The organism is Stenotrophomonas sp. YJH_SMC_64 (genome assembly GCF_059371375.1).
On record NZ_JCAFUN010000012.1, the window covers coordinates 57,316 to 83,079 of the forward strand.

Genomic DNA, 25,764 nt, shown 5'->3' on the forward strand with positions numbered 1-25,764 from the left:
GGGGGCTCGATGGCGCCATCCATGGCGCCAACGGTCCTGCCCACCCACACCGCCCCACCTCTGACAGCTGGCCGGTGGCTGTTGGTGGGTGCCGACCGTTGGTCGGCACATCTGTCAGATATCGAATGAAATTCGGGGTCAGATCCGTTTTCCTGCGGAAAACGGATCTGACCCCAAGAGTGTTTCCGACAGATCGCGGCCAACTGTCGAAGGCGGGTGGGTCCGGTTGAGGGGGCGTGAGCCGCATGGATGCGGCGACCGAGCTTACATGGACGTACTTGCAGCGTCCCCCTCAATCGGACCCACCCCGCCATCCCACGGAAAGCCCGCTTTTGAATTTGACGTGGCTGTTGCCGTTGCTGTGGCTTGAAGCAGGTGCAGGGCTGCAAGCCCTGCCGAGCAACACCCCCTCGTGCACAATGGGGCCGACCCCGCCCGGACCCCGTCCTGATGTCGAGCAAGCCGTATTCAGAAGCCTGCGAACGCAACCGCGAACCGATCGCGGCCGCGCTCGACCCGTGGATGGGCGACCGCCATCGGGTGCTGGAGATCGGCAGTGGCACCGGCCAGCATGCGGCCTTCTTCGCCGAGCGCTGGCCGTGGCTGCGTTGGCAGCCCAGCGATCACCCGGACCATCTGCCCGGCATCGAGGCCTGGCGCGCCGAGGCGGCGCTGCTGAACCTGCTGCCGCCGGCGGCGCTGCAGGTGGAACTGCCACCGGCGCCCGGGCTCAGCCTGCCACAGGGCAGCACGTTCGATGCGGCGTTCACTGCCAATACCCTGCACATCATGGGCTGGGAGCACGTGCAGGCGTTGTTTGCCGCGCTGCCGCCGCTGCTGCGCCACGGTGCGCTGCTGGCGGTCTACGGCCCGTTCAACTACGGCGGCCGCTACACCAGCGACAGCAACGCGCAGTTCGATGCGTGGCTGAAGGCACGTGACCCGCGCAGCGGCATCCGCGATGTGGAAGCCGTGCAGGCGCTGGCCGAGGACAACGGCTTCACCCGCCTGCGCGACGTGGCGATGCCGGCCAACAACCGCCTCCTGCTGTGGCGGTTGGGGTGATCAAGCCTCGGGGGCCATGCTGGAAAGGCGTGCTGCCGCAGCACGAAGTCCGTTGAAAATCGGTTCGGACACGTTTGAGGGGAAGTCATCCGGGAGCTGACGGGTGACCTGCTGGATGGCGGGCTCGACGGCCGCGATCAATGTCTTGATCCATGGTTCTGCACCATCGGCAACGCCGCAGGCGCGCGCGGTTTCATTCCAGTGCCGCCGTCGCACAAGGTGCAGTTTCCGGTGGCGGTTCTTGCCATGTACGGCCATGGCGAGCTGTGCGTTTCGTGGATCGAGTTGATTGGGTCCCCTGCCGAGGATGGGATATACCGACAGCACGTCGTAGACGGGCGTCAGGCGGAAGCGTCCACCGGCTTCCAGGTGAACACTGAAATTCTTGGCATGGCCGTCGGTTGCGGCCAGCATCCAGAAAAGAATCTGCGTCTTGAAGAAGATCGCGCGATCCTCGGGGTGTTCGGACTGTCGAAGCAGATCCATGATCGGAACGATACCGGGGCCGCCATCGGATTCATACTTTCTGGCAGCCGGCAGACCAAAGACCTGACACATGTCTTCCTGTGGCAGTCGCAGCCACCACCGGCGGTCGGCAGACAGGCGACGGTCAAACCGCTCGACAATGAGAGCACGTTGGTCGTTGAAGCGGCCCATCTGCGTCTCGGCCACGGGGATATCAAAGGCGGAAAGCAGATGCATGCACAGCCATTCATTCTCCACGGACTGATGCATGTCTGCCCGCATGTTGCCAACAATGCCAAGCGGCAGCTTGAAGATGTGAGTGGATGGTGTGTTGCCGGTAGGAATGCACCATTTGCCAGCATGCAGCAGAAGACCGGTCTTTTCCTGCGCACCGGCGATGGAAATGCGGAATGCATCATCACGGCTGGGTGCGCCAGGCAGGTTCCCTGTCGTCACCTGACGCAGGATCGTAGCGACACCTGCTTCGTCCAACACCTCGCACGTGATCTGCTGGATGTCTTCGGGTGGACGCGCTGGCGGCAACAGCTGCACTGCGCCGACACAATCCCGTCCAATGGCTTCAAGAAGATCGAACGTATCGCTGCCGCGCGTGGCGAACCGGTCGCGGATCCGGTTGCGTATGGCGACGTTATCGGGAAGAAGGTTATCGAAGTAGTCGTTGACGACGCTGCCCCGATGGCTCTCGCCATCTGGGAGCAGGGGTAGAGAGAGCGACAACGGTCGGGACTGGGGCGAGCTGATCCACTGGCTGACATACGACAACCGGGATGACCCGTTCCGGACATCATCCCAAAGTGCGACTTCCACACCATTCATCCAGACCTGCAGCGTACCCATGGCTCACCACTCCAATGACGACGTGTTCTCCTGGGGACTTCGTTGCTGGAGGCTGACCTCCAGACCCAGCACCGCCCAGATCCGCATCAGGCGTTCAAAACTTGCCGATGCAGGGTCGCGTTCCAGCGCGCCCACTGCCTGGCGGCTGATCCCGAGTCGCTCCGCCAGCTGAGCCTGGCTCAGGCCCGCCTGGCGCCGGAAAGCACGCATCAGGGGCGCAAGTTGTTGGGCTGTCCTCACTGTGTGCAGCGGCCTGTCCATACCGGCAGTCCTCAAGGAAAGATGACCGTATGCCAACGCGTACGCAAAGGATAGGTTGCTTTACGACAAGCAACCTATCGCTTTCTCGCTGAGGAGGCAACCTATCGATTGCTATATCGCTATGCAACCTATAGGTTGCCTTTCCATGACGCAGCGCCGCGTCAAACCACCTGCACGATGTGCAGTGCCTTCGGGTTCCGCCACTGCGCCAGCAGCGTGGCTTCCCGCGCCTTGGCCTGCGCGAAGTGGGCTTCCTTGACGTGGCCGAAGCCGCGGATGTGCTCGGGGATGCTGGCAATCTCCACCGCCAGCGCCAGGCGGTCGTCATCCAGGCCATCCAGCAGCACCTGCACGGTCGCCTCGTAGTCACCGATCAGCTTGCGCTCCATGCGGCGTTCCTCGGTGCGGCCGAACACGTCGAGTCGGCCGCCACGCAGGAACTTCAGCTTGGCCAGCAGGCCGAAGGCCTTGAACATCCACGGGCCGTATTCCTTCTTCAGCAACCGGCCCTGCTCGTCCTTCTTCGCGAACAGCGGCGGCGCCAGGTGGAAGCGCAGCTGGTAATCGCCCTCGAACTGCTGCTGCAGGCGGCGCTGGAAGTCGCCGCTGGTGTACAGGCGGGCCACTTCGTACTCGTCCTTGTAGGCCATCAGCTTGAACAGGTAGCGGGCTACCGTCTCGGTCAACGCGGTGGAACCGCCGATGCGCTCGGCCTCGGTGGCGCGCACGCGTGCCACCAGATCACGGTAGCGCTTGGCATAGGCAGCGTCCTGGTAATCGACCAGGAAGGCGGCACGGCGCTCGATCATTTCATCCAGCGAGCGCGACAGGCGTGCGTCGTCCAGCGGCAGGAACGCCACGTCGCCGCCGTGCGAGGGCAGGCCACGCAGTTCGCGTTCGTCGCCGGTGTTGCGCGGTGCGGCGGTGGCACCCCATTCGTTGCCCTCCCACTCGCCCGGCGGCAGCGGATGCAGCGGGCCCGGGGTGGATTCGGTATCAGTGTGGCGGTTGCGCACCAGGCCGGCGGCCTGCTGCACGGCCTGCGGGTCGACCACCGCCAGGCGGCCCCAGGCGAAGGCCTGCTGGTTCATCGCCACGGCGGCGCCATTGAGTTCGATGGCGCGCATCAGCGACTCGAACGACAGCGGCACCAGGCCCTGCTGCCAGGCGTAGCCGAGGATGAACAGGTTGGCGGCGATGGCATCGCCCAGCAGCGCGGTGGCCAGCTGGGTGGCATCGAGCAGCAGCGGCTCCTGGCCGCCCAGGGCTACGCGCACACCGGCGATGATGTCGGCGGCGGGGAACTGCATGTCCGGACGGGTGGTGAACGTGCCCGGCATCGCTTCGTAGGTGTTCAGCACCACCTGCGAACGGCCGGCGCGCACCTTCGAAAGCGCCCAGTAGTCGTTGACCACCACCATGTCGCAGCCCAGCACCAGGTCGGCTTCACCGGCGGCGATGCGCACGGCGTGGATGTCATCCGGGCGGCGTGCGATGCGGATATGCGTGGTCACCGCGCCACCCTTCTGCGCCAGGCCGGTCTGGTCGAGCACGGTCGCGCCCTTGCCTTCCAGGTGGCCGGCCATGCCCAGCAGTGCACCGATGGTCACCACGCCGGTACCGCCGACGCCGGTGATCAGGATGTTCCAGGGTTGTTCCAGCGTGCCGCGGATGGTTGGTGCCGGCAGATTGTCCAGCAGCGTGGAGGCATCGCGCTTGCTGCCCTTGCGCGGCTGGCCACCGTGTACGGTGACGAAGCTCGGGCAGAAGCCGTTCACGCACGAATAGTCCTTGTTGCAGTTGGACTGGTCGATCTCGCGCTTGCGCCCGAACTCGGTTTCCTTCGGCAGCACCGACACGCAGAAGCTCTTCTTGCCGCAGTCGCCGCAACCTTCGCAGACCAGCGAATTGATCAGCACCCGCTTCTGCGGATCTTCCAGCTTGCCGCGCTTGCGGCGGCGACGCTTCTCGGTGGCGCAGGTCTGTTCGTAGATCAGGATCGAAACACCCTTCACTTCGCGCAGGCGCTTCTGCACCTCCTCCAGTTCGCTGCGGTCGTGGAACTCCACGTCGCTGGGGAAGTGCTCGCGCTGGCCGGTCCACTTGCCGATGTCGTCCGACAGCACCACGATGGTGTGGATGCCTTCGGCGCGCATCTGCCGTGCGATGTCGGGCACGCTCAGCGGGCCGTCCACCGGCTGGCCGCCGGTCATCGCCACCGCGTCGTTGTAGAGGATCTTGTAGGTGATGTTGACGCCGGCCGCGACCGCCTGGCGGATCGCCAGCGAGCCGCTGTGGAAATAGGTGCCGTCGCCCAGGTTCTGGAACACGTGCGGGGTATCGGTGAACGGCGCCTGCCCGGCCCAGGTCACGCCTTCGCCGCCCATGTGGGTGAAGGTGTCGGTGCTGCGGTCCATCCAGGTCACCATGTAATGGCAACCGATGCCGGCCAGTGCCCGCGAGCCTTCCGGCACCTGGGTGGAGGTGTTGTGCGGGCAACCGGAGCAGTAGTGCGGCACGCGCGGGAAGCTGGCGCGCGGCAACGCAAGCTCGGCTTCCTTCTGCTGCATCCACTGCAGGCGTTGTTCAATGGATTCGTTGTTGAAGAACTTCTGGATGCGGCGGCCGATCACGCCGGCGATGGTGGCCGGGGTCAGTTCGCCGGTGGACGGCAGGATCCATTCGCCACTCTCGTCGTACTTGCCGACGATGGACGGGCGCTGGCCCCAGCTGGCCGGCCAGTTGAAGAACTGTTCCTTCATCTGGCGCTCGATGAAGGCACGCTTCTCCTCCACCACGATGATGTCTTCCAGCCCCTGCGCGAAGCGCGCGATGCCCTGCGGTTCCAGCGGCCAGGTCATGCCGACCTTGTACACGCGGATGCCGATGTCGGCGCACGCGGCTTCGTCCAGGCCCAGGTACTCCAGCGCCTGCAGCACGTCCAGGTAGCTCTTGCCGGTGGTGACGATGCCCAGCCGCGCGCGCGGCGCATCCATCACCACCTTGTCGATGCCGTTGGCGCGGGCAAAGGCCTGCGCGGCCTTCACCGCATAGCGGTGCAGGCGCATTTCCTGGTCCAGCGGCGGGTCCGGCCAGCGGATGTTGAGGCCACCCGACGGCATCTCGAAGTCTTCCGGCAGCACGATGCGGCGCGCCATCGGATCGACCTGCACCGAGGCCGACGATTCCACCGTCTCGGCGATCGTCTTGAAGCCGACCCAGCGGCCGGTATAGCGGCTCATCGCCCAGCCCAGCAGGCCCATGTCGAGGATGTCCTGCACGCCGGCCGGGTTCAGCACCGGCATCATCGCGCTGACGAACTCGTCCTCGCTGCCATGCGGCAGGGTCGAACTGCGGCAGGCATGGTCATCGGCGGCCAGTGCCAGCACGCCACCATAGCGCGAGGTGCCGGCCGCATTGGCATGCTTGAACACGTCGCCGCAGCGGTCCACGCCCGGTCCCTTGCCGTACCACATGCCGAACACGCCCTGCACGTTGGCGCCGGGGAACAGGTTGGTCTGCTGGGTGCCCCATACCATGGTGGCGCCCAGGTCCTCGTTCAGGCCGGGGGTGAACTTCACCTTGGCCGCTTCCAGATGCTTGCGCGCGCGCCACAGTTCCAGGTCGAAGCCACCCAGCGGGCTGCCACGGTAGCCACTGACGAAGCCGGCGCTGTCGATGCCTTCGGCGGCGTCGCGCAGGCGCTGCATCAGCGGCAGCCGCACCAGCGCCTGCACGCCACTCAGGTAGATCCGCCCCTCGTTGCGGGTGTACTTGTGGTCGAGCGTGTAATCACGGTCGAGCAGGTCGGCGGAGGAGGGCGAAGTGAGTTGCGCGGTACTGGTCATGGCTGGCCCGGTAGGATCGGCTGGCACCGGCCGCGTGCAGGCACGCGGCGGGAAAGGCGCGAATTGTAGCAGCGGGGCCGTGGTGGGCCCGGCACTCGCGCCCGCGCCGCCGCTGGGGTTAGGATCGGGGCGAGAGAGGGAGGCTGCGGTTGTGCAGCCTGGGGAGAAGGGATGTCAGTTCCAGGAAAGATCCTGGCCAGCGTGCTGCTGGCCTCGGGAGCGGCCACGGCGTGGGCCGCGCCGGCCATGCCGGCACCACAGGAGTTCTACTTCGACAGCGACCTGGCGGCGGCACCGATGGTGGCGATGCAGGGCGAAGGCGATGAGCTGGTCACCCAGCTGGTGAGGCTGCGCGAGCGCGGCCGGCGCGCGGTGGAAGCCACCGTGCAGCTGGCTTCGGTGGCCAGCACCCAGGGCCGTGCCGAGCTGGCCGACCAGCTGTATGGCGAGGCCCTGAAGGAGGCGCCGGCACAGAGCAGCGCGGGCCGCAGCGTGCGTTGGAACTATGGCTGGGACCTGCTGCGCCAGGGCAAGCCGGAGGCGGCGCTGGAGCAATGGTTGTCGTCGGCCGGCAATGCGCGCAGCAAGCCCAGCTGGGTGCCACCCACGTACGCGCTGGCCCTATGGCGGATGGGGCAGAAGCAGGAGGCCGTGCAGTGGTATGCCGCAGCAGTGCGTACCGAGCCGTCGCAATGGAGCACCAGTGCCAATTACGCGCAGCTGCTGCCGCAGTGGCGCGAGGATGAGCGCGCGTCGTTGGCCGAGGTGCAGCAGGCCTGGGCGGCGGCCCCGCCTGCGTGGCCCTGAGGGAGGGGTTCGGCCGGGTTCACGGCGTCCCCCGCGAATCCACCCCGCCCGGCCAAGCGTGGCTTTTGATGTTCACAGCCAACCAGCCGCCACGAGGGGCTGCGCCGTTCGCTGGAAACCTCAATCGTCCGCGGAAACCGTCCGTCCCGACGCCCATGCCCGCAGTGCCTCGACCTGCTCGGCCATCAGTACCGACAGCGGTCGCGTCGCACGGATCTCGTTCATCAGCAGCTCGGTATCCAGTGGCCGCCCTTCGGCGTGCGCCGCATACAGCCCGGCCACGATCGCCTGCTCGATCTCCGCACCTGAGAAACCATTCGCCGCGGCCGCCAGCGCTGGCAGCGCGAAGTCGTCGGCATTGAGCTGGCGCCGACCCAGATGCAGTCGCAGCAGTTCCACGCGCACCTCCGGCGAAGGCAGGTCAACGAAGAAGATCTCGTCGAAGCGGCCCTTGCGCAGCAGCTCGGCAGGCAGCTCGTGCACCTGGTTGGCAGTGGCCACGATGAACACCGGTGCCTTGCGCTCGGCCATCCAGGTCAGCAGATGGCCCAGCACGCGGCGTGACACGCCACCGTCCTCGCCACCGCTGGCCAGGCCCTTCTCGATTTCATCCATCCACAGCACGCAGGGCGCCAGCTGCTCGGCCGAGGCCAAGGCCTGGCGCAGGTTGGCCTCGGTCTCGCCGTGGTATTTGTTGTACAGCGCGCCCACGTCCAGGCGCAGCAGCGGTACGCCGAAACCGGCGGCGGTGGCCTTGGCCAGCATCGACTTGCCGCAACCCTGCACGCCCAGCAGCAGCATGCCGCGCGGTGGGTCCAGCCCGGCCGGTGCGGAGCCAGCGATGAACGCCACACGCCGCTGGTTGATCCAGCGCTTGAGCCGGTTGGCGCCGGCCACGTCGCCGAACCGCGCGCTGTCATGCTCGAAGAACAGGTGGCCGCTGCGGTTGAGCAGCTCGAACTTCAGCCGTGCCAGCTGCGGCAGGTCGTCGTCGCGCAGCGCGCCGTCGGCGTAGATCAGCTGCCGGGCGATGCGCCGGGCATCGACCAGGCTCAGGCCCTGCAGGTTCTTCAGGATCTTCTTCACCGCCTCGCTGTCGACTTCGACGCGGCGGCCGCCGTGTTCGCGGGCGTAGGCATCGGCCTCCTCGCGCAGCATCTTCAGCAGGGCGTTGGCATCGGGCAGGCGCGGGTTGAAGCGGACCGCCAGCGCTTCCAGCTCGGCCGGCAGTTCGACCTTGGCGCCGATCAGCACCAGCACGTGCGGTTCGCTGTGACGGCGCTGGATCAGGTCGCGCAGGGCGCGCTGGTGGCTGGCATAGCCCAGGTAGGGGTGGAAATCGAGCAGCAGGTAGACCCCGCGCTGCCCGGCCTGGCGGATCATCTGCAGGGCCGCGCTGGCGTCGGGTGGCCCGGCCGGCGGATCTTCGCTGTCCAGGTCGATGCGGCGCAGGCCCTCGGTGATCGACCACCGGTGCAGCGCCCGCCAGACGTGCATCAGCGTCTGCCGGAACAGGTCGACGATGCGACCCTCGTCCTGGGTCTCAATGACGATCAGTGGCGTATTGGCGCGGATCAACGCGCTCAGATCCTGCAGCTCGCTCATGCCGGTTCGATCCTTCGGGGGCGCCACGATAGCAAAGGCGATGGCCGCAGGTTCAGCGCGGTGCTACCTCCCGTCACCACCGCCGGTGTACGCTCGGGGCACGTACCCGGAAGCGAGGCTGGCATGAAGACGATCCTGGTGGCCGGTTCCAAGGGCGGGGTGGGCAAGACCACCGTCGCCACCCACCTGGCCGCGTACGCGGCATTGCAGGGCAGGGCCACGGTGATCGCCGACGCCGACCCTCAGGGCTCCAGCACCCGCTGGGCGCAACGGCGGGCCGGGCTGGAAAGCGCGGTGCTCCCCATTGATGTGTATCGGAAGAAGCAGTGGGCGCAGAAGCTGCCCGATGGCACCGAAACCGTCATCATCGACGCACCGGCGGGCGCATTGGCCGACGATATCCCCCATTTCCTTGACGCTGCCGACGCGGTGGTGGTGCCGGTGCTGCCCTCGGCGCTCGACATCGAAGCCATCGTCGGCTTCCTCAACAGCCTGGCCCAGAACCCGCGGGTGCACAGCCGCAAGCTGCCGGTGGGGCTGGTCCTCAACCGCACCAAGCCCTGGACCCAGACCTCGCAGCAGGCGTTGCAGATGCTGGCCGAATGGCCGTACCCGGTGGTCGCGCAGCTGCGTGACAGCCAGAGCTACGTGGTCATGACCGGCCTCGGCCGCAGCCTGTTCGACTACCGCTCGGCCCAGGTGCGGGAGCATCAGGCCGACTGGGAGCCGCTGCTGTCCTGGCTCAAGCTTTGATGCCTGCGTCACTCTTCCTGCTGCATCCTCTTCTTCATGGAAACCCGCGATGCGTGAACTGATCCTGCTGCGCCATGCCCATGCCGAACCGGCTACCCCCGGCCAGGCCGACCTCGACCGGCCGTTGTCGCCGGTGGGGCTCGCCGAAGCCGAAGCCGCCGGCAAGTGGCTGAAGGAGAACAACCTGCTGCCGGACTGCGTGCTGTGCTCACCGGCGCGGCGTACCCGCGAAACGCTGGAAGCCGTGCTCGGCACCATCGGTTACGTGGAAAAGCGCCTGGAAGACCGCATCTACGAAGCCACCCCCGGCACCCTGGCGGCATTGGTGGACGACCGGCGTGATCTCGACCGGGTGCTGATCGTCGGCCACAACCCGGGCCTGGAGCGGCTGGTGGCGTTGATGACCGAGGGCACCAGCAGCGACTACCGCGGCATGCCGCCGGCCGGCATCGCCGTGCTCGGCTTCCCGCGCGAGGCCTCGATCGAGCCAGGCGTGGCCAGCCTGAACGCATTCTGGTGGCCGTGATCCGATGAGCCTGGCGCGGCGCAGCCGCTATCTGCTGCCCGCGCTGCTGGCACTCGGCCCGGCCTGGGCGGCCGTGCCCACGCCGACCACCCTGCCACCGGTGGTCGCCGAAGCGCACCGGGTAATGCGCCTGGATACCCAGCGTTCGCAGATCGGCTTCGAGGTGCGCACCCGTTTCGGGCAGCGTATCGAAGGCCTGTTCCCACACTTCGAAGGGCGCATCGAGATCCTCTCCGACGGCCGCCACCAGGTGCACCTGAAGATGTTCACGCGCTCGGTCGAGATCCCCGGCAAGGCGCGCTATACCGGGTGGATGCGCGGCGAGGAGTTCTTCGATGCCGGCCGCCATCCGGTGGTCGAGTTCGACTCGCTGCCGTACTGGCCGGAAACCGTGGAGAGCGGTGGCGACATCAACGGCCGGCTGACCCTGCGCGGGATCAGCCACCCCGAGACACTGAAGGTCGAGAAGGCGGAGTGCGCCCGACCCGGCTATGATTGCGACGTCGTCAGCCGCGGTACCGTGCAGCGAGGCCGGTATGGCATGGACAGCTGGCAGCTTGCCTTGAGTGACCGAGTGACTTTCGTATTGCGTGCGCGCCTGAGCGAGGCGCCGAAACCGTGAACCTCCTGCTGCGTGTACTGGCGCTGGCAACCGTGTTGTTGGGCAGCGGTTGTGCATCGCTGTCGAATGCCGAGCGCGACCGCGCCGAGGCAATCGCCGTGCAGGCACGTTCGACCGTGGTCGACTGCCAGCGTGCAGACCGCTGTGCACAGGATTCGCCGCTGCGGGCGCTGGCCGGCCGGGCGTTCACCGAATCCACCCCGGAACGACCGCGCCACTACGCCACCCTGCTCGATGAGGGCGAGGGCGCCCTGGTCGCACGCCTGAACCTGCTGCGCAGCGCCACCCGCAGCATCGACCTGCAGACCTACATCTTCGACAAGGACGACAGCGCCCGTCTGGTCATCGACGAACTGCTGGCCGCATCGCGGCGCGGGGTGAAGGTGCGGCTGCTGATCGACCAGCTCTCGGCAATCTCCGACCTGCAGATCCTCGGCGCCCTGTCCGGCGCCCACCAGAACTTCCAGCTGCGGGTCTACAACCCGACCTTCGGCAAGGCCCGGCTGAACTACTTCGACTATGCCGGCAGCGTGCTGTGCTGCTTCCGCCGGTTCAACCAGCGCATGCACAACAAGCTGCTGGTGATCGACGATGCGATCGGCGTGGTCGGTGGCCGCAACTACCAGGACGACTATTACGACTGGGACCGCGAGTACAACTTCCGCGACCGCGATGTACTGATCGCCGGCCCGGAAGCACGTGCGATGGCGGCCAACTTCGACGCGTTCTGGCGCGCACACCGCAGCGTGCCGGCCGAGCGCCTCAACGACGTGGGCCGCACGTTGCTGCGCGAGGGCGTGCCAACGCTGCCGCCGGCCAGCTTCCGCCGCCCGGAACGGGTACAGCGGGTCAGTGCCGAAGCCAACGACACCGAGTTCGTCACCCGTTCCTTCGTCGATGCCGCGCTACCGGTGGCTTCGGTGCGCTACGTGGCCGATCTGCCACGCAAGCATCGCCGCGAGAAGGCCGATGCACCGCTGGCCGGCCAGCATGTGACCGAGCCCCAGCTGGATGCGCTGATCGCCAGTGCGCAGAAGGAAGTGATCCTGCAGACGCCGTACCTGGTGCTGTCCAAGCCGGCGCAGAAGCTGTTCCGTGAACTGCGCAAGCGCCCGCAGCCACCGCGCGTGGTGGTGTCCAGCAACAGCCTGGCGGCGACCGACAACCCGATCGTGTATGCGTTGTCGTACAAGTACAAGCGGCGCAACATGCGCGAACTGGGCTTCAACATCTTCGAATACAAGCCGTTCCCGCTGGACGCGCCGGTTGACTACCGCAACCTGCTGCCCGACCCGATCGCTGCGCCCGGGGGGAAAGACGAAGGCGGTCGCAATCCGCTGATCGGTGGCAGTGCTGCCGGCAGCAACGCACGCGGTGGCAGCAGCAGTGGTTCGGATGCCGGCAGCAGGCAGGGCCCGTTGAATCGCCACAGCGATGGTGCCTACGACAACGCACGCGCACGCCGTCGCGCCGCCGGCAGCGAGGTGGAAACGCGCCTGCTGCGCACCGAGACGCGGCCGTCGTTCCTGGGCAGCAAGGCGGTCAACAAGCCGTTGCCGGTCACCCGCAAGGGCGCGCGCATGGGCCTGCACGCCAAGTCGCTGGTGGTCGACCGCCGCATCGGCGTGGTCGGCACCCACAACTTCGATCCGCGCAGCGAGAACTACAACACCGAAGGCGCGGTGATCATCGACGACCCGGTTTTTGCCGAGGAACTGGCGCAGAGCATCCTGCGTGACACCCACCCACAGAACTCCTGGACGGTGGCGCCACGGGCCAAGCCACCGGTGCTGTCGGGGCTGAACTACAGCGTCGGCAAGGCCTCCGAAGCGCTGCCCATCCTTGATTTCTGGCCCTGGCGCTACGCCACCGACTATGAGTTCAAGCCCGGCCCGGAGTGCCCGCAGCCGCTGCCGCGGCAGGATCCTGATTTCCATCGCTGCTACGTCGCCGTCGGCGACTTCCCCGAAGTCAACGTCGGCCCGAAGTGGCTGCTGGTGCGCATGCTGACTGCATTCGGCGCCGGTCTCGTTCCCATCCTCTGAAGGTACCCGCATGGCCCAGGTGTTCCGCGAAGCCGTTTCCATCGAGCAGCTCAACGCGCTCAGCCGCAACACGGCGATTGAATCCCTGGGCATCGTCTTCAGTGCCGCCGGCGAGGACTGGCTGCAGGCCACCATGCCGGTGGATGAGCGCACCCGCCAGCCCTACGGCATCCTGCACGGCGGTGCCTCGGTGGTGCTGGCCGAGACCCTGGGCAGCAGCGCCGGCAACCTGTGCGTGGATACCGGCAAGCAGGTCTGCGTGGGCCTGGAAATCAATGCCAACCACGTGCGTGCCGTGCGCTCTGGCACGGTCACCGGCACCGCCCGCGCGCTGCACGTCGGCCGCAGCACCCAGCTGTGGGAGATCCGCATCGAGGACGAGCAGGGCCGCCTGGTATGCATCTCGCGGCTGACCCTGGCGGTGGTGGCTGCCGGTCACGGCTGAGCCCCCCTGGGGCTCGTTGACGGCAGCGGAACCCAGCGTTCCCCGCCGATTGCCCCGGTCGATGGCGGTTATGGCCTAAATCGGCTGGCAGCGATGACGGCCCTCCGGTATCGTGCGCGGATGACTTCCCCCACTCCGGCCCCCCGTGGCGGCGTGGCGCGTGTGTGCCGTTACCTGTACCGCGTACCGCTGCTGTTGGTCCACATCATCGTGTTCCTGCCGCTCATCCTGATCGGCATGCTTCCGCCGTGGGGCGAACTGCGCGTGGGCGAGGCGACCTTCGGCGCCAAGGTGGTCAACTGGTGGCAGGGCGGGCTGATGTGGATCTTCGGCTTCCGCCTGGTGCAGGTCGGCGCGCCGCTGCCCGGTGCCGTGCTGTTCGTGGCCAACCATGTCAGCTGGGTGGATATCTGCATCCTGCACAGCCAGCGCATGATGGGCTTCGTCGCCAAGCGCGAGATCGCCAGCTGGCCGCTGGTGGGTTGGCTGGCCGCGCGCGGCCAGACCATCTTCCACCAGCGTGGCAACACCGAATCGCTCGGTGGCGTGATGCAGGTGATGGCCGACCGCCTGCGCGAGGGCAAGGCCGTGGGCGTGTTCCCGGAAGGGCGGACCCGCGGCGGTCACGAAGTGGGCCCGTTCCACGCCCGCATCTTCCAGGCCGCGGTCGAGACCGGCGTGCCGGTGCAGCCGGTGGCCCTGGTGTACGGGGCGAAGGGCGACGCGCAGACCATCGTCGCGTTCGGTCCGAACGAGAGCTTCTTTGCCAATTTCCTGCGCCTGCTCGGCGAGCCGGCGCGACGTGCGGAAGTGCACTTCCTGGCGCCGATCGGTGCACAGGACCTGGAAGGCCGTCGGCGCATCGCGGAAACCTCGCGCGCGCGCATCGTGGCGGCCATGAGCGCCGGGTGAGGCTGCGGTGGCCCTGATCCCGCCACCTGTCCTGGACGCCGGTACGCCGACGCTGCATGCGGCTGACTATCAGCCGCCGCGCTGGCTGCGCAATCCGCACCTGCAGTCGATGCTCAGCTCCAGCCGCATGCGCCTGCAGCGCGGCCTGCTGCTGCTGGCGGCCACCGGTGCGGTCAGCGAAGAGCTGATCCTCGATGGTGGTGATGGCGTGCGCCTGCAGGGCTGGCACAGCCATGTCGAAGGCCGCGAGCCCAAGGGCATCGCGCTGCTGCTGCATGGCTGGGAAGGCAGTGCCGAATCCAGCTACATGCGCATGGCCGCCGCGCGCATGATCGAGCAGGGCTTCGACGTGGTGCGGCTGAACTTCCGCGACCACGGCAACACCCATCACCTGAACCCCGGCATCTTCCACTCCAATCTCATCGATGAAGTGGTGCACGCCGCGGGCGATATCGCCCAGCGCTGGCCGCAGCTGCCGCTGGTGGCCGCCGGTTATTCGCTGGGTGGCAACTTCGTGCTGCGCCTGGCCCTGCGCGCGCCGGTGGCCGGCGTGCCGCTGCTGCGCGTCGCCTCGGTGTGCCCGGTGCTGGACCCGGCGCTGACGATGGAGAGCATCGAGAACGGCCCGGCGATGTACGACTGGTACTTCCGCCGCAAGTGGGCCGGCTCGCTGCGCCGCAAGCGCGATCTGTTCCCCGAGCTGAGCGACTGCGACGACCGCGTGCTGAAGCTGGACATCCGCGCGCTGACCGCCTGGCTGGTCGAGCGCCACACCAGCTTCGGTTCGCTGCAGGCCTATTTCGACGGCTACTCGATCGCCGGCGACCGCCTGTCGTCCCTGCAGGTACCGGCCGACATCCTGATGGCGCAGGATGACCCGGTGATTCCGTACGCGACCTTCAGCAACTGGCAGCTGCCGGGCCAGGCGCGCCTGGAAACCGCCTGCTGGGGCGGCCACTGCGGGTTCATCGAAAACTGGCGCGGCGACGGCTTCTCCGAGCGCTGGGTCGCCCAGCGCCTGCAGCGGGTCCTGCAGGCCTGAACCGGCGACAGCGCGCAGCCCGCTACAATGCGGCTTTGCACTTGAACCGGACTGCCATGCAAGACCAGATCATCCAAGCATTGCGCCAGAACCAGGCCGACCAGGCCGTGCAGCTGGCCCAGGCGTGGACCCGTGACGAACCCGGCCAGGCCAACGCCCACCGCTGGCTGGCGCTTGCGCTGCAGCAGCAGGGCAACGCCGAGGAGGCGATGGAGGCCCTGCAGCAGGCGCTGCGGCTGGCCCCGGACGACGCCCAGCTGCACCTGCAGCATGCCGGCCTGCTGCTGGCACTGCGCCAGTTCGAGGGTGCCGACGAAGCACTGGTGCGCACCACCGGCCTCGATCCGAACTCGTTCTCCGCCTATCTGATGCAGGCGCACCTGGCGATCGGCCGCAATGACTTCGACGAAGCGCAGCGCATCTCCACCCTGGCCGCGCGCGTGGAGCCGGACCATCCGGAACTGCTGACCATCGACGGCATGGTTGCACTGCGCCGCGGTGACGCCGACCGCGCACTGGCGCTGCTGTCGGCTGCCAGCAAGGCACTGCCGGACGATACCCGCGTGCTGTACGCGCTGGGCTTTGCCTACCTGGGCAAGGACATGCTGGCGTTTGCAGAGCAGTCGTTCCGCCGCGTGCTGGAACTCAATCCGTCGCTGTCCTCGCTGCATGGGCTGGTGGTGCAGCTGGCACTGCGCCAGGGCAACGTACCGGCCGCCGCCGAAGCGATGCAGGTGGCCCTGCAGCAGCCGGAGATGGACGTACCGTCGATGCGCCGCCTGGCGGGTGAACTGTCGCTGCGCAATGGCCAGCCGCTGCAGGCCCTGGACTACCTGCTGCCGCTGCTGGAGACGCAGCCGGAAGACCGCCAGGTGCTGCAGCTGCTGCTGATGTCATGGCAGCGCCTGGGGCGCGAGGATGAAGCACGTGCGCGCCTGGATGCGGTACTGGATACCGATGACCAGCTGCACGATGTGTGGCTGGCACGCCTGGCCATCGAGCAGGTGGGCAGTGAAAGCGCCGTGACCGCGGTCGAGCGCTGGATGGCGGCGATGCCCGCGCATCTGCCGGCCCTGGAGGCGCGCCTGCGCCTGCATGACATGGTCGGCGAACATGCTCAGGCCGAAGCGATCGCCGAACGCATCGTCAGCCTGGAACCGGGCCGCGTCAGCGGCGAGACCCGGCTGGTCGAAGGCCTGCTGCAGCGCGATCCCGCCGCCGCCGTGGCCCGCGTGCAGGCGCTGATCGAGCTGGCGCCGGAAGAGCATCGCGCCGACCTGCGGACGTGGATGGGCGAGATCCAGGACCGCGCCGGGCAGCCGCAGGACGCCCTGCGCACCTGGCTGTCGCTGCAGGCTGACCAGGCGCCGCAGCGCTTGCCACTGCCGCCACAGGCCAAGTCCCCGCCGAGCTGGCCGGACAAGGGCAGCATTGACGGCGATGCCAGCTCCGCGCCGATCTTCCTCTGGGGCCCGCCGGGTTCGGGCGTTGAGCGGGTAGCGACCGGCCTGGCTGCTGCCAGCCCGGTGCTGCGCAGCGACCGCTACACCAACACGCCGCCCGATGATGCGTTCCAGAACTACAACACGCTGCAGGACCTGGCCTCAGGCGTGCTGACGCCGGAGCGGCTGGTGCAGCGCTGGCGTGAACAGCTGCCGGCACGTGGCCTGCAGAGCGACACCGTGATCGACTGGCTGCTGTGGTGGGACAACGCCCTGCTGTGGGCGCTGCGCCCGCAGCTGCCGCAGGGCCGCCTGGTGCTGGTGCTGCGCGACCCGCGCGACATGCTGCTGGACTGGGTGGCCTACGGTGCCGCCGCGCCGCTGGCGATGACGTCGCTGGCCGAAGCCAGTGAATGGCTGACCCGCGCGCTGACCCAGATCGCCACGCTGCATGAGGACGACCTGTACCCGCACGTGCTGCTGCGCATCGACCAGATCGGCAACGATCCGCAGGCGATGGCCGAACTGCTGGGCCGCCTGTTCGAGCGGCCGATGCCGCCGGCGGCACAGCTGGGAGCCCCGCGCCTGCCGGCCGGCCACTGGCGCAACTACCGCGACGTGATGAGCGCCGCCTTCGCCCAGCTCACCCCGGTTGCGGTGCGCCTGGGTTACCCCGAAGAGTGAGGAGAGTCCGATGCAGTTGACCAGCCACAGCCTGACCAACGGCGCACCGATCGATCGTGAGTTCGCCGCGGGCGACGCCAACGGTTTCGCCCCGGACCGCAACCCGCACCTGGCCTGGAGCGGGGCGCCGGCCGGCACCCGTTCGTTCCTGCTGGTATGCGTGGACCCGGACGTACCGACCGTGCCGGAGACGGTTGGCCGCAGCGACATGAGCGTGCCGCGCGACCAACCGCGCTGCGATTTCGTGCACTGGGTGATGGCCGATATCCCGGCCACGGTGCAGGAGATCGCCGCTGGCAGCTGCAGCGACGGCTTCGTGGTGAAGGGCAAGCCCGCACCCGCCGGCCCGGCCGGCAGCCGCCAGGGCCTGAACGACTTCACCGGCTGGTTCGCGGGCAACCCGGACATGGCCGGTGATTACCTGGGCTATGACGGCCCGTATCCGCCGTTCAACGACGAGCGCATGCACCGCTATTTCTTCCGGGTATTCGCGCTGGACGTGGCGTCGCTGGACCTGCCGCAGCGCTTCACCGCCGCCGACGCGTACCGCGCCATGCACGGCCACGTGCTGGCCGAAGCCGCACTGCACGGCACCTACACGTTGAACCCGGCGCTGGGCTGAGCAGCACACAGGGTAGAGCCGGCCGCGGGCCGGCTGCTGCACGCAACGGCGGCAACACAGGGAAGATGCCGGCCAGCGGCCGGCCCTACCTTCCATCCGCTTGCAGCGCCGCCGGTTCGAACACTGCGGTGTCGCCCCTCGCGTTGCGCAGCACCAGCGCGCCGCGGTCGTCAAGCGCAAGCGTCGGTGCCGAGCCTTCGCCGTGCATCAGCTTTCCGGCGAGCTTCTGCTGCGTGGGCAGTCTCTGATCGACGCATAGCGCTGTGGTCTGCACGCTGTTGCGCAGGATCAGCAGGTTGCCCTGCAGCCGGTACTCGTTGCTGACGTGGTTGCACAGGTTCAACTCGCTCATGAAACCGGACTGGAAGCGCAGTGTGTAGGGCGCGCGACCGCGGACGAACAACGCGTCGATGCGCTTTCCTTGCGCGTTGGTGGCACGCACCAGTTGCCACAGGTGCGCTTCAAGCTGATCGGTGCTGGGCGTGCTGGGCGTGCTGGCAGCGGCCACATTCGCGGACATGGCCAGCAGCGCAGCAATGATGAGGACGGGGACGTGCTTCATGCCGATCTCCCGATGCATCCGGGTAGTGCCGGCCGCTGGCCGGCAGCATCCGTGTGTTGGCAGTGCCGCGCAGGGCAGCCGGCCAGCGGCCGGCCCTACCGACCATGAAGAAGGGCGGCCTCTCGGCCGCCCTTCCATCGTTTTATTTCTTCTCGATGGCCGACTCGACCACCATGTCCAGCACGTACGCCTGCGACGGCGCATCGGCCGGCGGGTTCTTCACCTCGTAGCGCTTCACGCGCACCACGTTGCGCACGCCGTCTTCGTGGGTGTAACCCTCGATGTTGCCGTAGAAGTTCTCGAACTTGCCCGGCTCGCCCTGCTTCAGGCCCTTGTCGTCGAACTTCACTTCGCGTACCTGCAGGCACTGGTAGTCCGGGATCAGCGGGTGCGAGCACTTCTCGGTCTTCGCAGCCACTTCCAGGAACACGGTTTCGCCTGCGCCGCCGTAGCGGGTTTCAGCGGTCGGTTCCGGGTTGAACACCAGCACCTCGCCCTTGGCGGTGGTCAGGGTCAGCTTGCCATCGGCATCCTGCTCGGCCTTCAGCTCGCCCTGCAGGCGGCTCGACACAGCCTCGTCCAGCGCCATCAGCGCCTTGTCGTTGCAGGCCATCATGGTCGAGGCCATCGCACTGACCGTCAGCTTGCCGTCGGCCAAGGTGTAGCCGCCACCCATGTGGTTGCAGGCGTTGCTGACCGACAGGCGGCCATCAGCGAAGTCCAGGGTGACCGGCTTGTCCTCGCGGGCGAACAGCGCGTCGATGCGCTTGCCGTCGGCGTCGGTGGCCTGCTGCAGCAGCCAGTGCTGGCTCTGCAGGCGCTGCGCATCCAGGTGCGCCAGCGTCTGCTGGTCTGCTGCCTTGGCCGCGGCCGGGGCCACGTCGTCGCCGCCGGTGCCGGCCGGTGCCGGGGTCTGGCTGCAGGCGGCCATCAGGGCCAGCGGGAGGAGCAGGGTGAGCTTGCGGTTCATGGTGATTCTCCTTGGGGAACCGTGGGGGAAACGGGGTAGGGCCGGCAACGGGGTTGCCATGCCCCGGTGCTGTTCAGCTGCCGGACGGCAGCCACAGCAGCAGCGCCGCGCCCAGCGCGATGCGGTAGATGGCGAAGGCGGTGAACCTGTGCGACTTGATGTAGCCCATCAGCCACTTCACTACGACGAAGCCGGTGACGGCCGCGGCAAGGAAGGCCACGCCCACGTCGGTCCAGTTCTCGCTGCCCAGCTGCCCAGCCTTGGCCATTTCCAGGAAGGTGTAGGCGCTGGCGGCGAACATGGTGGGAATGCCGACCAGGAACACGAACTCGGCGGCGGCCGCGCGGCGGCTCAGGCCCAGCAGCATGGCCAGGAAGATGGCCGAGGCCGAGCGCGAGGTGCCGGGGAACACGCCGGCCACGACCTGCGCCAGGCCGACGCCGATCGCCACCGTCCAGGTCACCTGGTCGCGGTCGGGCAGGCGCGCGGTGTAGGCCTCCACCAGCAGCATCCAGACGCCACCGATGATCAGCGCCCAGGCCACCGGGCTGACCGTTTCCGGCAGCGACCAGCCGGCCTTGCGTACCACCAGGCCGACCACCGCGGTGACCAGGAACGCCGCGCCCAGCTTGAACACGTACTCGCGGTTCCCGCGCTGGTTGAAGCCGGTGGCCAGCTGCAGCAGGCGCTGGCGGAACACCAGTACCACGGCCACGATGGCGCCGGCCTGGATGACGATGTTGAAGAAGTCCGAACGGGCACCCAGCCAGTGCTGGGCGATGAGCAGGTGGCCGGTGCTGGAGATCGGCAGGAACTCGGTCAAGCCTTCGAGGATGCCCAGCAGCAGGGCGGAGAGCAGGTCGGACATGGACGGTGCGTGCACGCGCGGCGGAAGGAAGAAGGGCGAGAGGATAGACGATCCGCGCTGCACCAAACGGGTGCGTCTGGTGGTTGGTGCACTCGTTTGGTGCGCCGCGTTCTGCACCCGCACGGGGCGGCCTTCATGAAATCAATGACTTGCGGCATCTGAAAAGTTGGCACGGTCGTTGCTCTACCTCAGCAGGCATTCATCCCCATCCGAGGTCGTACCGATGTCCGTGGAAAACGTTGAGAAGCTGATCAAGGACAACCAGATCGAATTCGTCGATCTGCGCTTTGTCGACATGCGTGGTGTCGAGCAGCACGTGACCTTCCCGGTCAGCATCGTCGAACCGTCGCTGTTCGAAGAAGGCAAGATGTTCGATGGCAGCTCGATCGCCGGCTGGAAGGGCATCAACGAGTCGGACATGGTGCTGCTGCCGGATACCGCCAGCGCCTACGTCGACCCGTTCTACGCCGATCCGACCATCGTGATCAGCTGCGACATCCTCGACCCGGCCACCATGCAGCCGTATGGCCGTTGCCCGCGCGGCATCGCCAAGCGCGCCGAGGCCTACCTGAAGTCCTCCGGCATCGCCGAAACCGCGTTCTTCGGCCCGGAGCCGGAATTCTTCATCTTCGACTCGGTCCGTTTCGCCAATGAAATGGGCAACACTTTCTTCAAGGTCGATTCCGAAGAAGCCGCCTGGAACAGCGGCGCCAAGTACGACGGCGCCAACAGCGGTTACCGTCCGGGCGTGAAGGGCGGCTATTTCCCGGTTCCGCCGACCGACACCCTGCACGACCTGCGCGCCGAGATGTGCAAGACCCTGGAACAGGTCGGCATCGAAGTGGAAGTGCAGCACCACGAAGTGGCCACCGCCGGCCAGTGCGAGATCGGCACCAAGTTCAGCACCCTGGTGCAGAAGGCCGACGAACTGCTGCGCATGAAGTACGTGATCAAGAACGTCGCGCACCGCAACGGCAAGACCGTCACCTTCATGCCCAAGCCGATCGTCGGCGACAACGGCAGCGGCATGCACGTGCACCAGTCGCTGTCCAAGGGCGGCACCAACCTGTTTTCCGGTGACGGCTACGGCGGCCTGAGCCAGCTGGCGCTGTGGTACATCGGCGGCATCTTCAAGCACGCCAAGGCCATCAATGCCTTCGCCAACTCGGGCACCAACAGCTACAAGCGCCTGGTGCCGGGCTTCGAAGCGCCGGTGATGCTGGCCTACTCGGCCCGCAACCGTTCGGCCTCGTGCCGCATTCCGTGGGTGTCCAACCCGAAGGCGCGCCGCATTGAAATGCGCTTCCCGGATCCGATCCAGTCGGGCTACCTGACCTTCACCGCGCTGATGATGGCCGGCCTGGACGGCATCAAGAACCAGATCGACCCGGGAGCACCGAGCGACAAGGACCTGTATGACCTGCCGCCGGAAGAAGAGAAGCTGATCCCGCAGGTCTGCTCCTCGCTGGACCAGGCGCTGGAAGCGCTGGACAAGGACCGCGAGTTCCTGAAGGCCGGTGGCGTGATGAGCGATGACTTCATCGACGGCTACATCGCGCTGAAGATGCAGGAAGTGACCAAGTTCCGCGCGGCCACCCACCCGCTGGAATACCAGCTGTACTACGCCAGCTGACCGGATGCGATGGCGGTGGGCTTCCCCCTCCCACCCGCCGCCATCGCTTCCGTTTTCGCGGCTGGGGAGCCGCGGTCAGATCGGGGTCGGATCCCGTTCGTTTGCGAATGGGCTCTGACCCCTGATCCAGGGGCAAGAGAGAGACCGGATACGCGACCAGGGCCGCCCTCCCTCCCGCGTCGGTCGTGCAAGGAGAGAGGCACGGCCGTCCCGGCCCTGTACGTGTCCGGTGCAACAGCCACGGTCATCATCCTGATGACCCGTGGTTGCCTGATGCCAACGCGCGCTGGCGTGCTGGCCCCATCCACCATCGGGACATGCGCATGAAACTGATCTCCGCCATCATCCGGCCGTTCAAGCTCGACGAGGTCCGCGAGGCCTTGTCCGACGCAGGCGTGTCGGGCATTACCGTGACCGAAGTGAAAGGCTTCGGCCGCCAGAAGGGCCACACCGAGCTGTATCGCGGCGCCGAGTACGTCGTCGATTTCCTGCCCAAGATCAAGATCGAAACCGTAGTCACCGACGAGCGTGCCGATGCGGTGATCGAAGCGATCCAATCGTCGGCAGGCACCGGCAAGATCGGTGACGGCAAGATCTTCGTCACCGCCGTCGAACAGGTCATCCGCATCCGCACCGGCGAAATCGGTGCCGACGCGCTGTAACCCCCTTCCGGAGACTCCCCCATGAAGATGCGCCTTCTCACCGGGTGGCAAGCCCGGTTCCATATCGTGTGCCTGTTGATGCTGCTGAGTGCGCTGGCTGCGGGTGCCTGGCCGGGCAATGCCCACGCCCAGGCGCAGGTGTCGCCACTGCCGAGCGAAAGCGTGGCCGTTGAACCGCTGCAGGACCCTGCAGCGGCAGCCGCGGCGCCGGCCGTGGCCGAAGCGGCCGCCGCCTATGATCATGGCGACGTGGCCTGGATGCTCACCTCCACCCTGCTGGTGCTGCTGATGGTCGTGCCGGGCCTGGCCCTGTTCTACGGCGGCCTGGTGCGTTCGAAGAACGTGCTGTCGGTACTCAGCCAGATTCTGGTGGTGTTCTCGCTGGTGCTGCTGCTGTGGGTGGCCTATGGCTACAGCGCGGTGTTCAGCGCCGGCAATCCGTTCTTCGGCTCGTTCACCGAATTCGCCTTCCTCAAGGGCTTCACCCCGGAGTCGGTGGGCAACACGCCGATCAAGGGCCTGCCGGACTACCTGTTCGTCGCCTTCCAGTCGACCTTCGCCGGCATCACCACCGCACTGATCGTCGGCGCGTTCGCCGAGCGCATCAAGTTCCGCGCGGTGCTGCTGTTCTCGGCGCTGTGGTTCACCCTCAGCTACATCCCGATGGCACATATCGTCTGGGGCGGCGGCTACCTGGGTGAACTGGGTGCGATCGACTTCGCCGGCGGCACCGTGGTCCACATCAATGCGGGCGTGGCCGGCCTGGTCGGCGCGTGGTTCGTCGGCAAGCGCCTGGGCTACGGCCAGACCGCGCTGAAGCCGCACAACGTACCGTTTACCTACATCGGCGCGATGCTGCTGTGGGTGGGCTGGTTCGGCTTCAATGCCGGTTCCGCTGCCGCCGCCGATACCGTGGCCTCGCTGGCCTTCCTCAACACCGTGCTGGCCACCGCCGCCGCCGTGCTCGGCTGGACGCTGGTGGAAGCAATCAGCAAGGGCAAGCCATCGGCACTGGGCGCTGCTTCGGGTGCGGTGGCCGGCCTGGTCGGCATCACCCCGGCCTGCGGTACCGTCGGTCCGCTCGGCGCGATCGTGATCGGTTTCGTGGCCGGCGTGGTCTGCGTCTGGGGCGTCACGGGCCTCAAGCGCCTGCTGAAAGTGGACGACACCGCCGACGTGTTCGGTGTGCATGGTGTCGGCGGCATCGTCGGCGCAATCCTTACCGGCGTGTTCAGTGCACAGTCGCTGGGTGGTACCAAAGCGGATCTGGATATCGCGCACCAGGTCTGGGTGCAGGTGGTCAGCGTCGGCCTCACCGTGGTGTGGTCGGCGGTGGTGACCACGCTGATCCTGCTGGTGGTGCGCAGTGTGGTCGGCCTGCGCGTGACCGAGGAAGCAGAGCGCACCGGCCTGGATGTGACTTCGCACGGCGAATCCGCCTACGACGCCTGAAGTAGCGGTGCATGGACGGGGTGGGTGCCGACCGTTGGTCGGCACTTCCACTGTCCTCGTTCTGGTAGGTGCCAAGCTTGCTTGGCACGGGGTCTGGGTCTGCTCTGGTGGGTGCCGACCGTTGGTCGGCACAGCCGGAGTGGCGCATCCACGCCTGGCGTGGACCAACCGAATCTTCCTTGTGACATGCATCATCGCGCCTGATCGCGCACAATCAGGCCATGCACCCGATCCGCACTGTCCTGATGCTCTCGGCCTGCCTGCTGCTGGCTGCCTGTGCCTCCGCGCCGCAGGAAACCCGCAACCCGCTCGCCACCTGGGTGCCATCACCCAACCAGAACGCGCGCACGCCGGTCATCATCGTCATCCACCACACCGAGCAGAAGTCGGCGCAGCAGAGCCTGCATACGCTGCGCACTGCCAACAGCGGTGGACCGGTCAGTGCACATTACCTGGTCGGTGCCGATGGCCATCGTTACCAGCTGGTCGCCGATGAGCGCCGCGCCTGGCACGCCGGCGCCGGGCGCTGGGGCACCATCACCGATCTCAACTCGGCTTCCATCGGTATCGAGCTCGACAACGATGGCCGCAGCCCGTTCAGTGCGGCGCAGATCGAATCGCTGATCGTGCTGCTGCGCGATCTCACCACCCGCCTGAACATCCCGCCGCGTCAGGTGATCGCCCATGCCGACCTGGCGCCGACGCGCAAGCAGGATCCGAGCCGCTTCTTCCCTTGGCAGCAGCTGGCCGAGGCCGGCTTCGGGGTGTGGCCGCGCGCCGCCGACGGCGCGGCACCGGAAGGCTTCGACGCGTGGAATGCGCTGGCCCGCTTCGGCTATCCACTGGACAACCGCGAAGCCACCGTCGCCGCCTTCCACCGCCGCTTCCGTGGCCGCGACGACCTGCCGATGACGCTGGACGCAGAGGACGCCCGCATCCTGCATTCGCTTCTGCTGCAGACGCCGTGATCGCCGGCAGGGCGTGACCTGCGTTGGGAATTGCAGCGGTGCGGCCTGCATTTGCAAGGTGTCTGATTCAGTACGCGTCGGCAAACGTCTAAGGTCGCTGCGCTTGATTGCCGGAGCGACACGCCATGCCTTATTCCAGAACACAGGTGCTGCTGCACTGGTTTTCTGCCGCCATCATCCTGTGGGCTACGTTCAGTGGCTTCTACGTGGCATTCGCCGATGCCCCGGCCGGCCTCAAGCAGGGCATCGGCTTCATCAATGTCTCGCTCACCACGGTGCTGATTCCGTTCTTCGTGCTGCGCCTGTGCCTGGCGATCGCCGGCAGCCGTCGCCACAATCCTGGCGAGGCGGTGGCACGAATCGCGCACTGGGCCCTCTACGCGGTAACCACCGTCGTGTTGGTAACCGGTGTGCTGATGATGGAACGGGACATCGACGTGTTCCATCTTGTCGTGATCCCCGCGCCGCTCTCCGAACCCGTGGCCACCGCTGCATTCAACGCCACCCACAAATACGCCTGCATGGTGCTGGCGGGCCTGGTTGCACTGCACGTGGCGGCCGTCGCCCGGCATCACCTGGCGGGCAATCCGGTGCTGGGCCGGATGCGTTGGTGATGAACGCGGACTCCTGGCATGGCTTGCTCGCCA

General features: G+C 67.1%; 23 protein-coding genes. 16 read left to right on the top strand and 7 right to left on the bottom strand.

The genetic code is table 11. From position 1 onward, the window contains the following. Positions 1-450 precede the first annotated feature (450 nt). Positions 451-1,065, top strand: coding sequence for a DUF938 domain-containing protein (locus AC5P9L_RS14115; protein ID WP_005407532.1), 615 nt, complete (start codon positions 451-453; stop codon positions 1,063-1,065). On the opposite strand, the gene AC5P9L_RS14120 is transcribed toward AC5P9L_RS14115, so the two are convergent. The 3 genes from AC5P9L_RS14120 to AC5P9L_RS14130 form a co-directional block, all read right to left on the bottom strand. Further along, the gene (locus AC5P9L_RS14120) at positions 1,066-2,388 is read right to left on the bottom strand and encodes a type II toxin-antitoxin system HipA family toxin (protein ID WP_114618723.1); all 1,323 of its coding nucleotides are present in this window, start codon (positions 2,386-2,388) and stop codon (positions 1,066-1,068) included. It abuts the gene before it with no gap. A gap of 3 nt (positions 2,389-2,391) precedes the next feature. Further along, on the bottom strand, positions 2,392-2,649 hold the full coding sequence (locus tag AC5P9L_RS14125; protein ID WP_005407534.1) for a helix-turn-helix domain-containing protein: 258 nt from the start codon (positions 2,647-2,649) through the stop codon (positions 2,392-2,394). A gap of 161 nt (positions 2,650-2,810) precedes the next feature. Next, positions 2,811-6,497: an indolepyruvate ferredoxin oxidoreductase family protein gene (locus tag AC5P9L_RS14130; protein ID WP_262101637.1), complete on the bottom strand. Its 3,687-nt coding sequence runs from the start codon at positions 6,495-6,497 to the stop codon at positions 2,811-2,813. Positions 6,498-6,668: 171 nt separating this feature from the next. Here AC5P9L_RS14130 and AC5P9L_RS14135 point away from each other — a divergent pair, with 171 nt between their 5' ends. Then, positions 6,669-7,304: a tetratricopeptide repeat protein gene (locus AC5P9L_RS14135; RefSeq protein WP_005407536.1), complete on the top strand. Its 636-nt coding sequence runs from the start codon at positions 6,669-6,671 to the stop codon at positions 7,302-7,304. A gap of 120 nt (positions 7,305-7,424) precedes the next feature. Here AC5P9L_RS14135 and AC5P9L_RS14140 read toward each other — a convergent pair whose 3' ends face one another. Further along, positions 7,425-8,909, bottom strand: coding sequence for an AAA family ATPase (locus tag AC5P9L_RS14140; protein WP_005411847.1), 1,485 nt, complete (start codon positions 8,907-8,909; stop codon positions 7,425-7,427). Between the two features lie 123 nt (positions 8,910-9,032). Here AC5P9L_RS14140 and AC5P9L_RS14145 point away from each other — a divergent pair, with 123 nt between their 5' ends. The 9 genes from AC5P9L_RS14145 (at position 9,033) to AC5P9L_RS14185 (ending at position 18,002) form a co-directional block, all read left to right on the top strand. Next, positions 9,033-9,662, top strand: a complete 630-nt coding sequence (locus AC5P9L_RS14145; RefSeq protein ID WP_005407538.1) for a nucleotide-binding protein — start codon at positions 9,033-9,035, stop codon at positions 9,660-9,662. Between the two features lie 49 nt (positions 9,663-9,711). Beyond that, positions 9,712-10,188: a SixA phosphatase family protein gene (locus AC5P9L_RS14150; protein ID WP_005407539.1), complete on the top strand. Its 477-nt coding sequence runs from the start codon at positions 9,712-9,714 to the stop codon at positions 10,186-10,188. 4 nt (positions 10,189-10,192) lie between these two features. Then, positions 10,193-10,810: a YceI family protein gene (locus AC5P9L_RS14155; protein WP_005407540.1), complete on the top strand. Its 618-nt coding sequence runs from the start codon at positions 10,193-10,195 to the stop codon at positions 10,808-10,810. After that, the gene (locus tag AC5P9L_RS14160) at positions 10,807-12,855 is read left to right on the top strand and encodes a phospholipase D family protein (RefSeq protein ID WP_262101638.1); all 2,049 of its coding nucleotides are present in this window, start codon (positions 10,807-10,809) and stop codon (positions 12,853-12,855) included. The genes AC5P9L_RS14155 and AC5P9L_RS14160 overlap by 4 nt, the downstream gene beginning before the upstream one ends. Before the next feature lie 10 nt (positions 12,856-12,865). After that, entirely contained in the window at positions 12,866-13,300 is a 435-nt protein-coding gene (locus AC5P9L_RS14165) for a hotdog fold thioesterase (protein ID WP_005407542.1), read from the top strand. 120 nt (positions 13,301-13,420) lie between these two features. After that, positions 13,421-14,212: a lysophospholipid acyltransferase family protein gene (locus AC5P9L_RS14170; protein ID WP_024956258.1), complete on the top strand. Its 792-nt coding sequence runs from the start codon at positions 13,421-13,423 to the stop codon at positions 14,210-14,212. 52 nt (positions 14,213-14,264) lie between these two features. Further along, on the top strand, positions 14,265-15,254 hold the full coding sequence (locus AC5P9L_RS14175; protein ID WP_172711854.1) for a YheT family hydrolase: 990 nt from the start codon (positions 14,265-14,267) through the stop codon (positions 15,252-15,254). A 56-nt stretch (positions 15,255-15,310) separates the two neighbouring features. Further along, on the top strand, positions 15,311-17,380 hold the full coding sequence (locus AC5P9L_RS14180) for a tetratricopeptide repeat protein (protein ID WP_049449730.1): 2,070 nt from the start codon (positions 15,311-15,313) through the stop codon (positions 17,378-17,380). Positions 17,381-17,390: 10 nt separating this feature from the next. Continuing rightward, a complete protein-coding gene (locus AC5P9L_RS14185) occupies positions 17,391-18,002 on the top strand; it encodes a YbhB/YbcL family Raf kinase inhibitor-like protein (protein ID WP_005407546.1) in 612 nt (203 codons plus the stop codon). Positions 18,003-18,087: 85 nt separating this feature from the next. Here AC5P9L_RS14185 and AC5P9L_RS14190 read toward each other — a convergent pair whose 3' ends face one another. The 3 genes from AC5P9L_RS14190 to AC5P9L_RS14200 all read right to left on the bottom strand — a co-directional run bounded on the left by AC5P9L_RS14190 (position 18,088) and on the right by AC5P9L_RS14200 (position 20,402). Continuing rightward, positions 18,088-18,564, bottom strand: a complete 477-nt coding sequence (locus tag AC5P9L_RS14190) for an META domain-containing protein (RefSeq protein ID WP_043034985.1) — start codon at positions 18,562-18,564, stop codon at positions 18,088-18,090. 142 nt (positions 18,565-18,706) lie between these two features. Further along, a complete protein-coding gene (locus tag AC5P9L_RS14195) occupies positions 18,707-19,534 on the bottom strand; it encodes an META and DUF4377 domain-containing protein (protein WP_099472830.1) in 828 nt (275 codons plus the stop codon). A gap of 73 nt (positions 19,535-19,607) precedes the next feature. Continuing rightward, complete coding sequence (locus tag AC5P9L_RS14200) at positions 19,608-20,402, bottom strand: undecaprenyl-diphosphate phosphatase (protein ID WP_024956253.1); 795 nt, start codon at positions 20,400-20,402, stop codon at positions 19,608-19,610. A 223-nt stretch (positions 20,403-20,625) separates the two neighbouring features. Between AC5P9L_RS14200 and glnA the strand changes: the two genes are divergently transcribed. The 5 genes from glnA to AC5P9L_RS14225 all read left to right on the top strand — a co-directional run bounded on the left by glnA (position 20,626) and on the right by AC5P9L_RS14225 (position 25,731). Then, positions 20,626-22,035 carry a type I glutamate--ammonia ligase gene (gene glnA, locus AC5P9L_RS14205; protein ID WP_005407550.1) on the top strand — a complete coding sequence of 470 codons (1,410 nt, stop codon included), beginning with the start codon at positions 20,626-20,628 and terminating at the stop codon, positions 22,033-22,035. Between the two features lie 323 nt (positions 22,036-22,358). Beyond that, positions 22,359-22,697: a P-II family nitrogen regulator gene (locus tag AC5P9L_RS14210; RefSeq protein WP_004134334.1), complete on the top strand. Its 339-nt coding sequence runs from the start codon at positions 22,359-22,361 to the stop codon at positions 22,695-22,697. Positions 22,698-22,718: 21 nt separating this feature from the next. Further along, positions 22,719-24,149 (top strand): ammonium transporter, encoded by a 1,431-nt coding sequence (locus tag AC5P9L_RS14215; protein ID WP_059033130.1) that lies wholly within the window; start codon positions 22,719-22,721, stop codon positions 24,147-24,149. Positions 24,150-24,370: 221 nt separating this feature from the next. After that, on the top strand, positions 24,371-25,117 hold the full coding sequence (locus AC5P9L_RS14220) for an N-acetylmuramoyl-L-alanine amidase (protein WP_171968679.1): 747 nt from the start codon (positions 24,371-24,373) through the stop codon (positions 25,115-25,117). Positions 25,118-25,242: 125 nt separating this feature from the next. Further along, positions 25,243-25,731 (top strand): cytochrome b, encoded by a 489-nt coding sequence (locus AC5P9L_RS14225; protein ID WP_005407553.1) that lies wholly within the window; start codon positions 25,243-25,245, stop codon positions 25,729-25,731. The last annotated feature ends 33 nt before the right edge of the window (positions 25,732-25,764 follow it).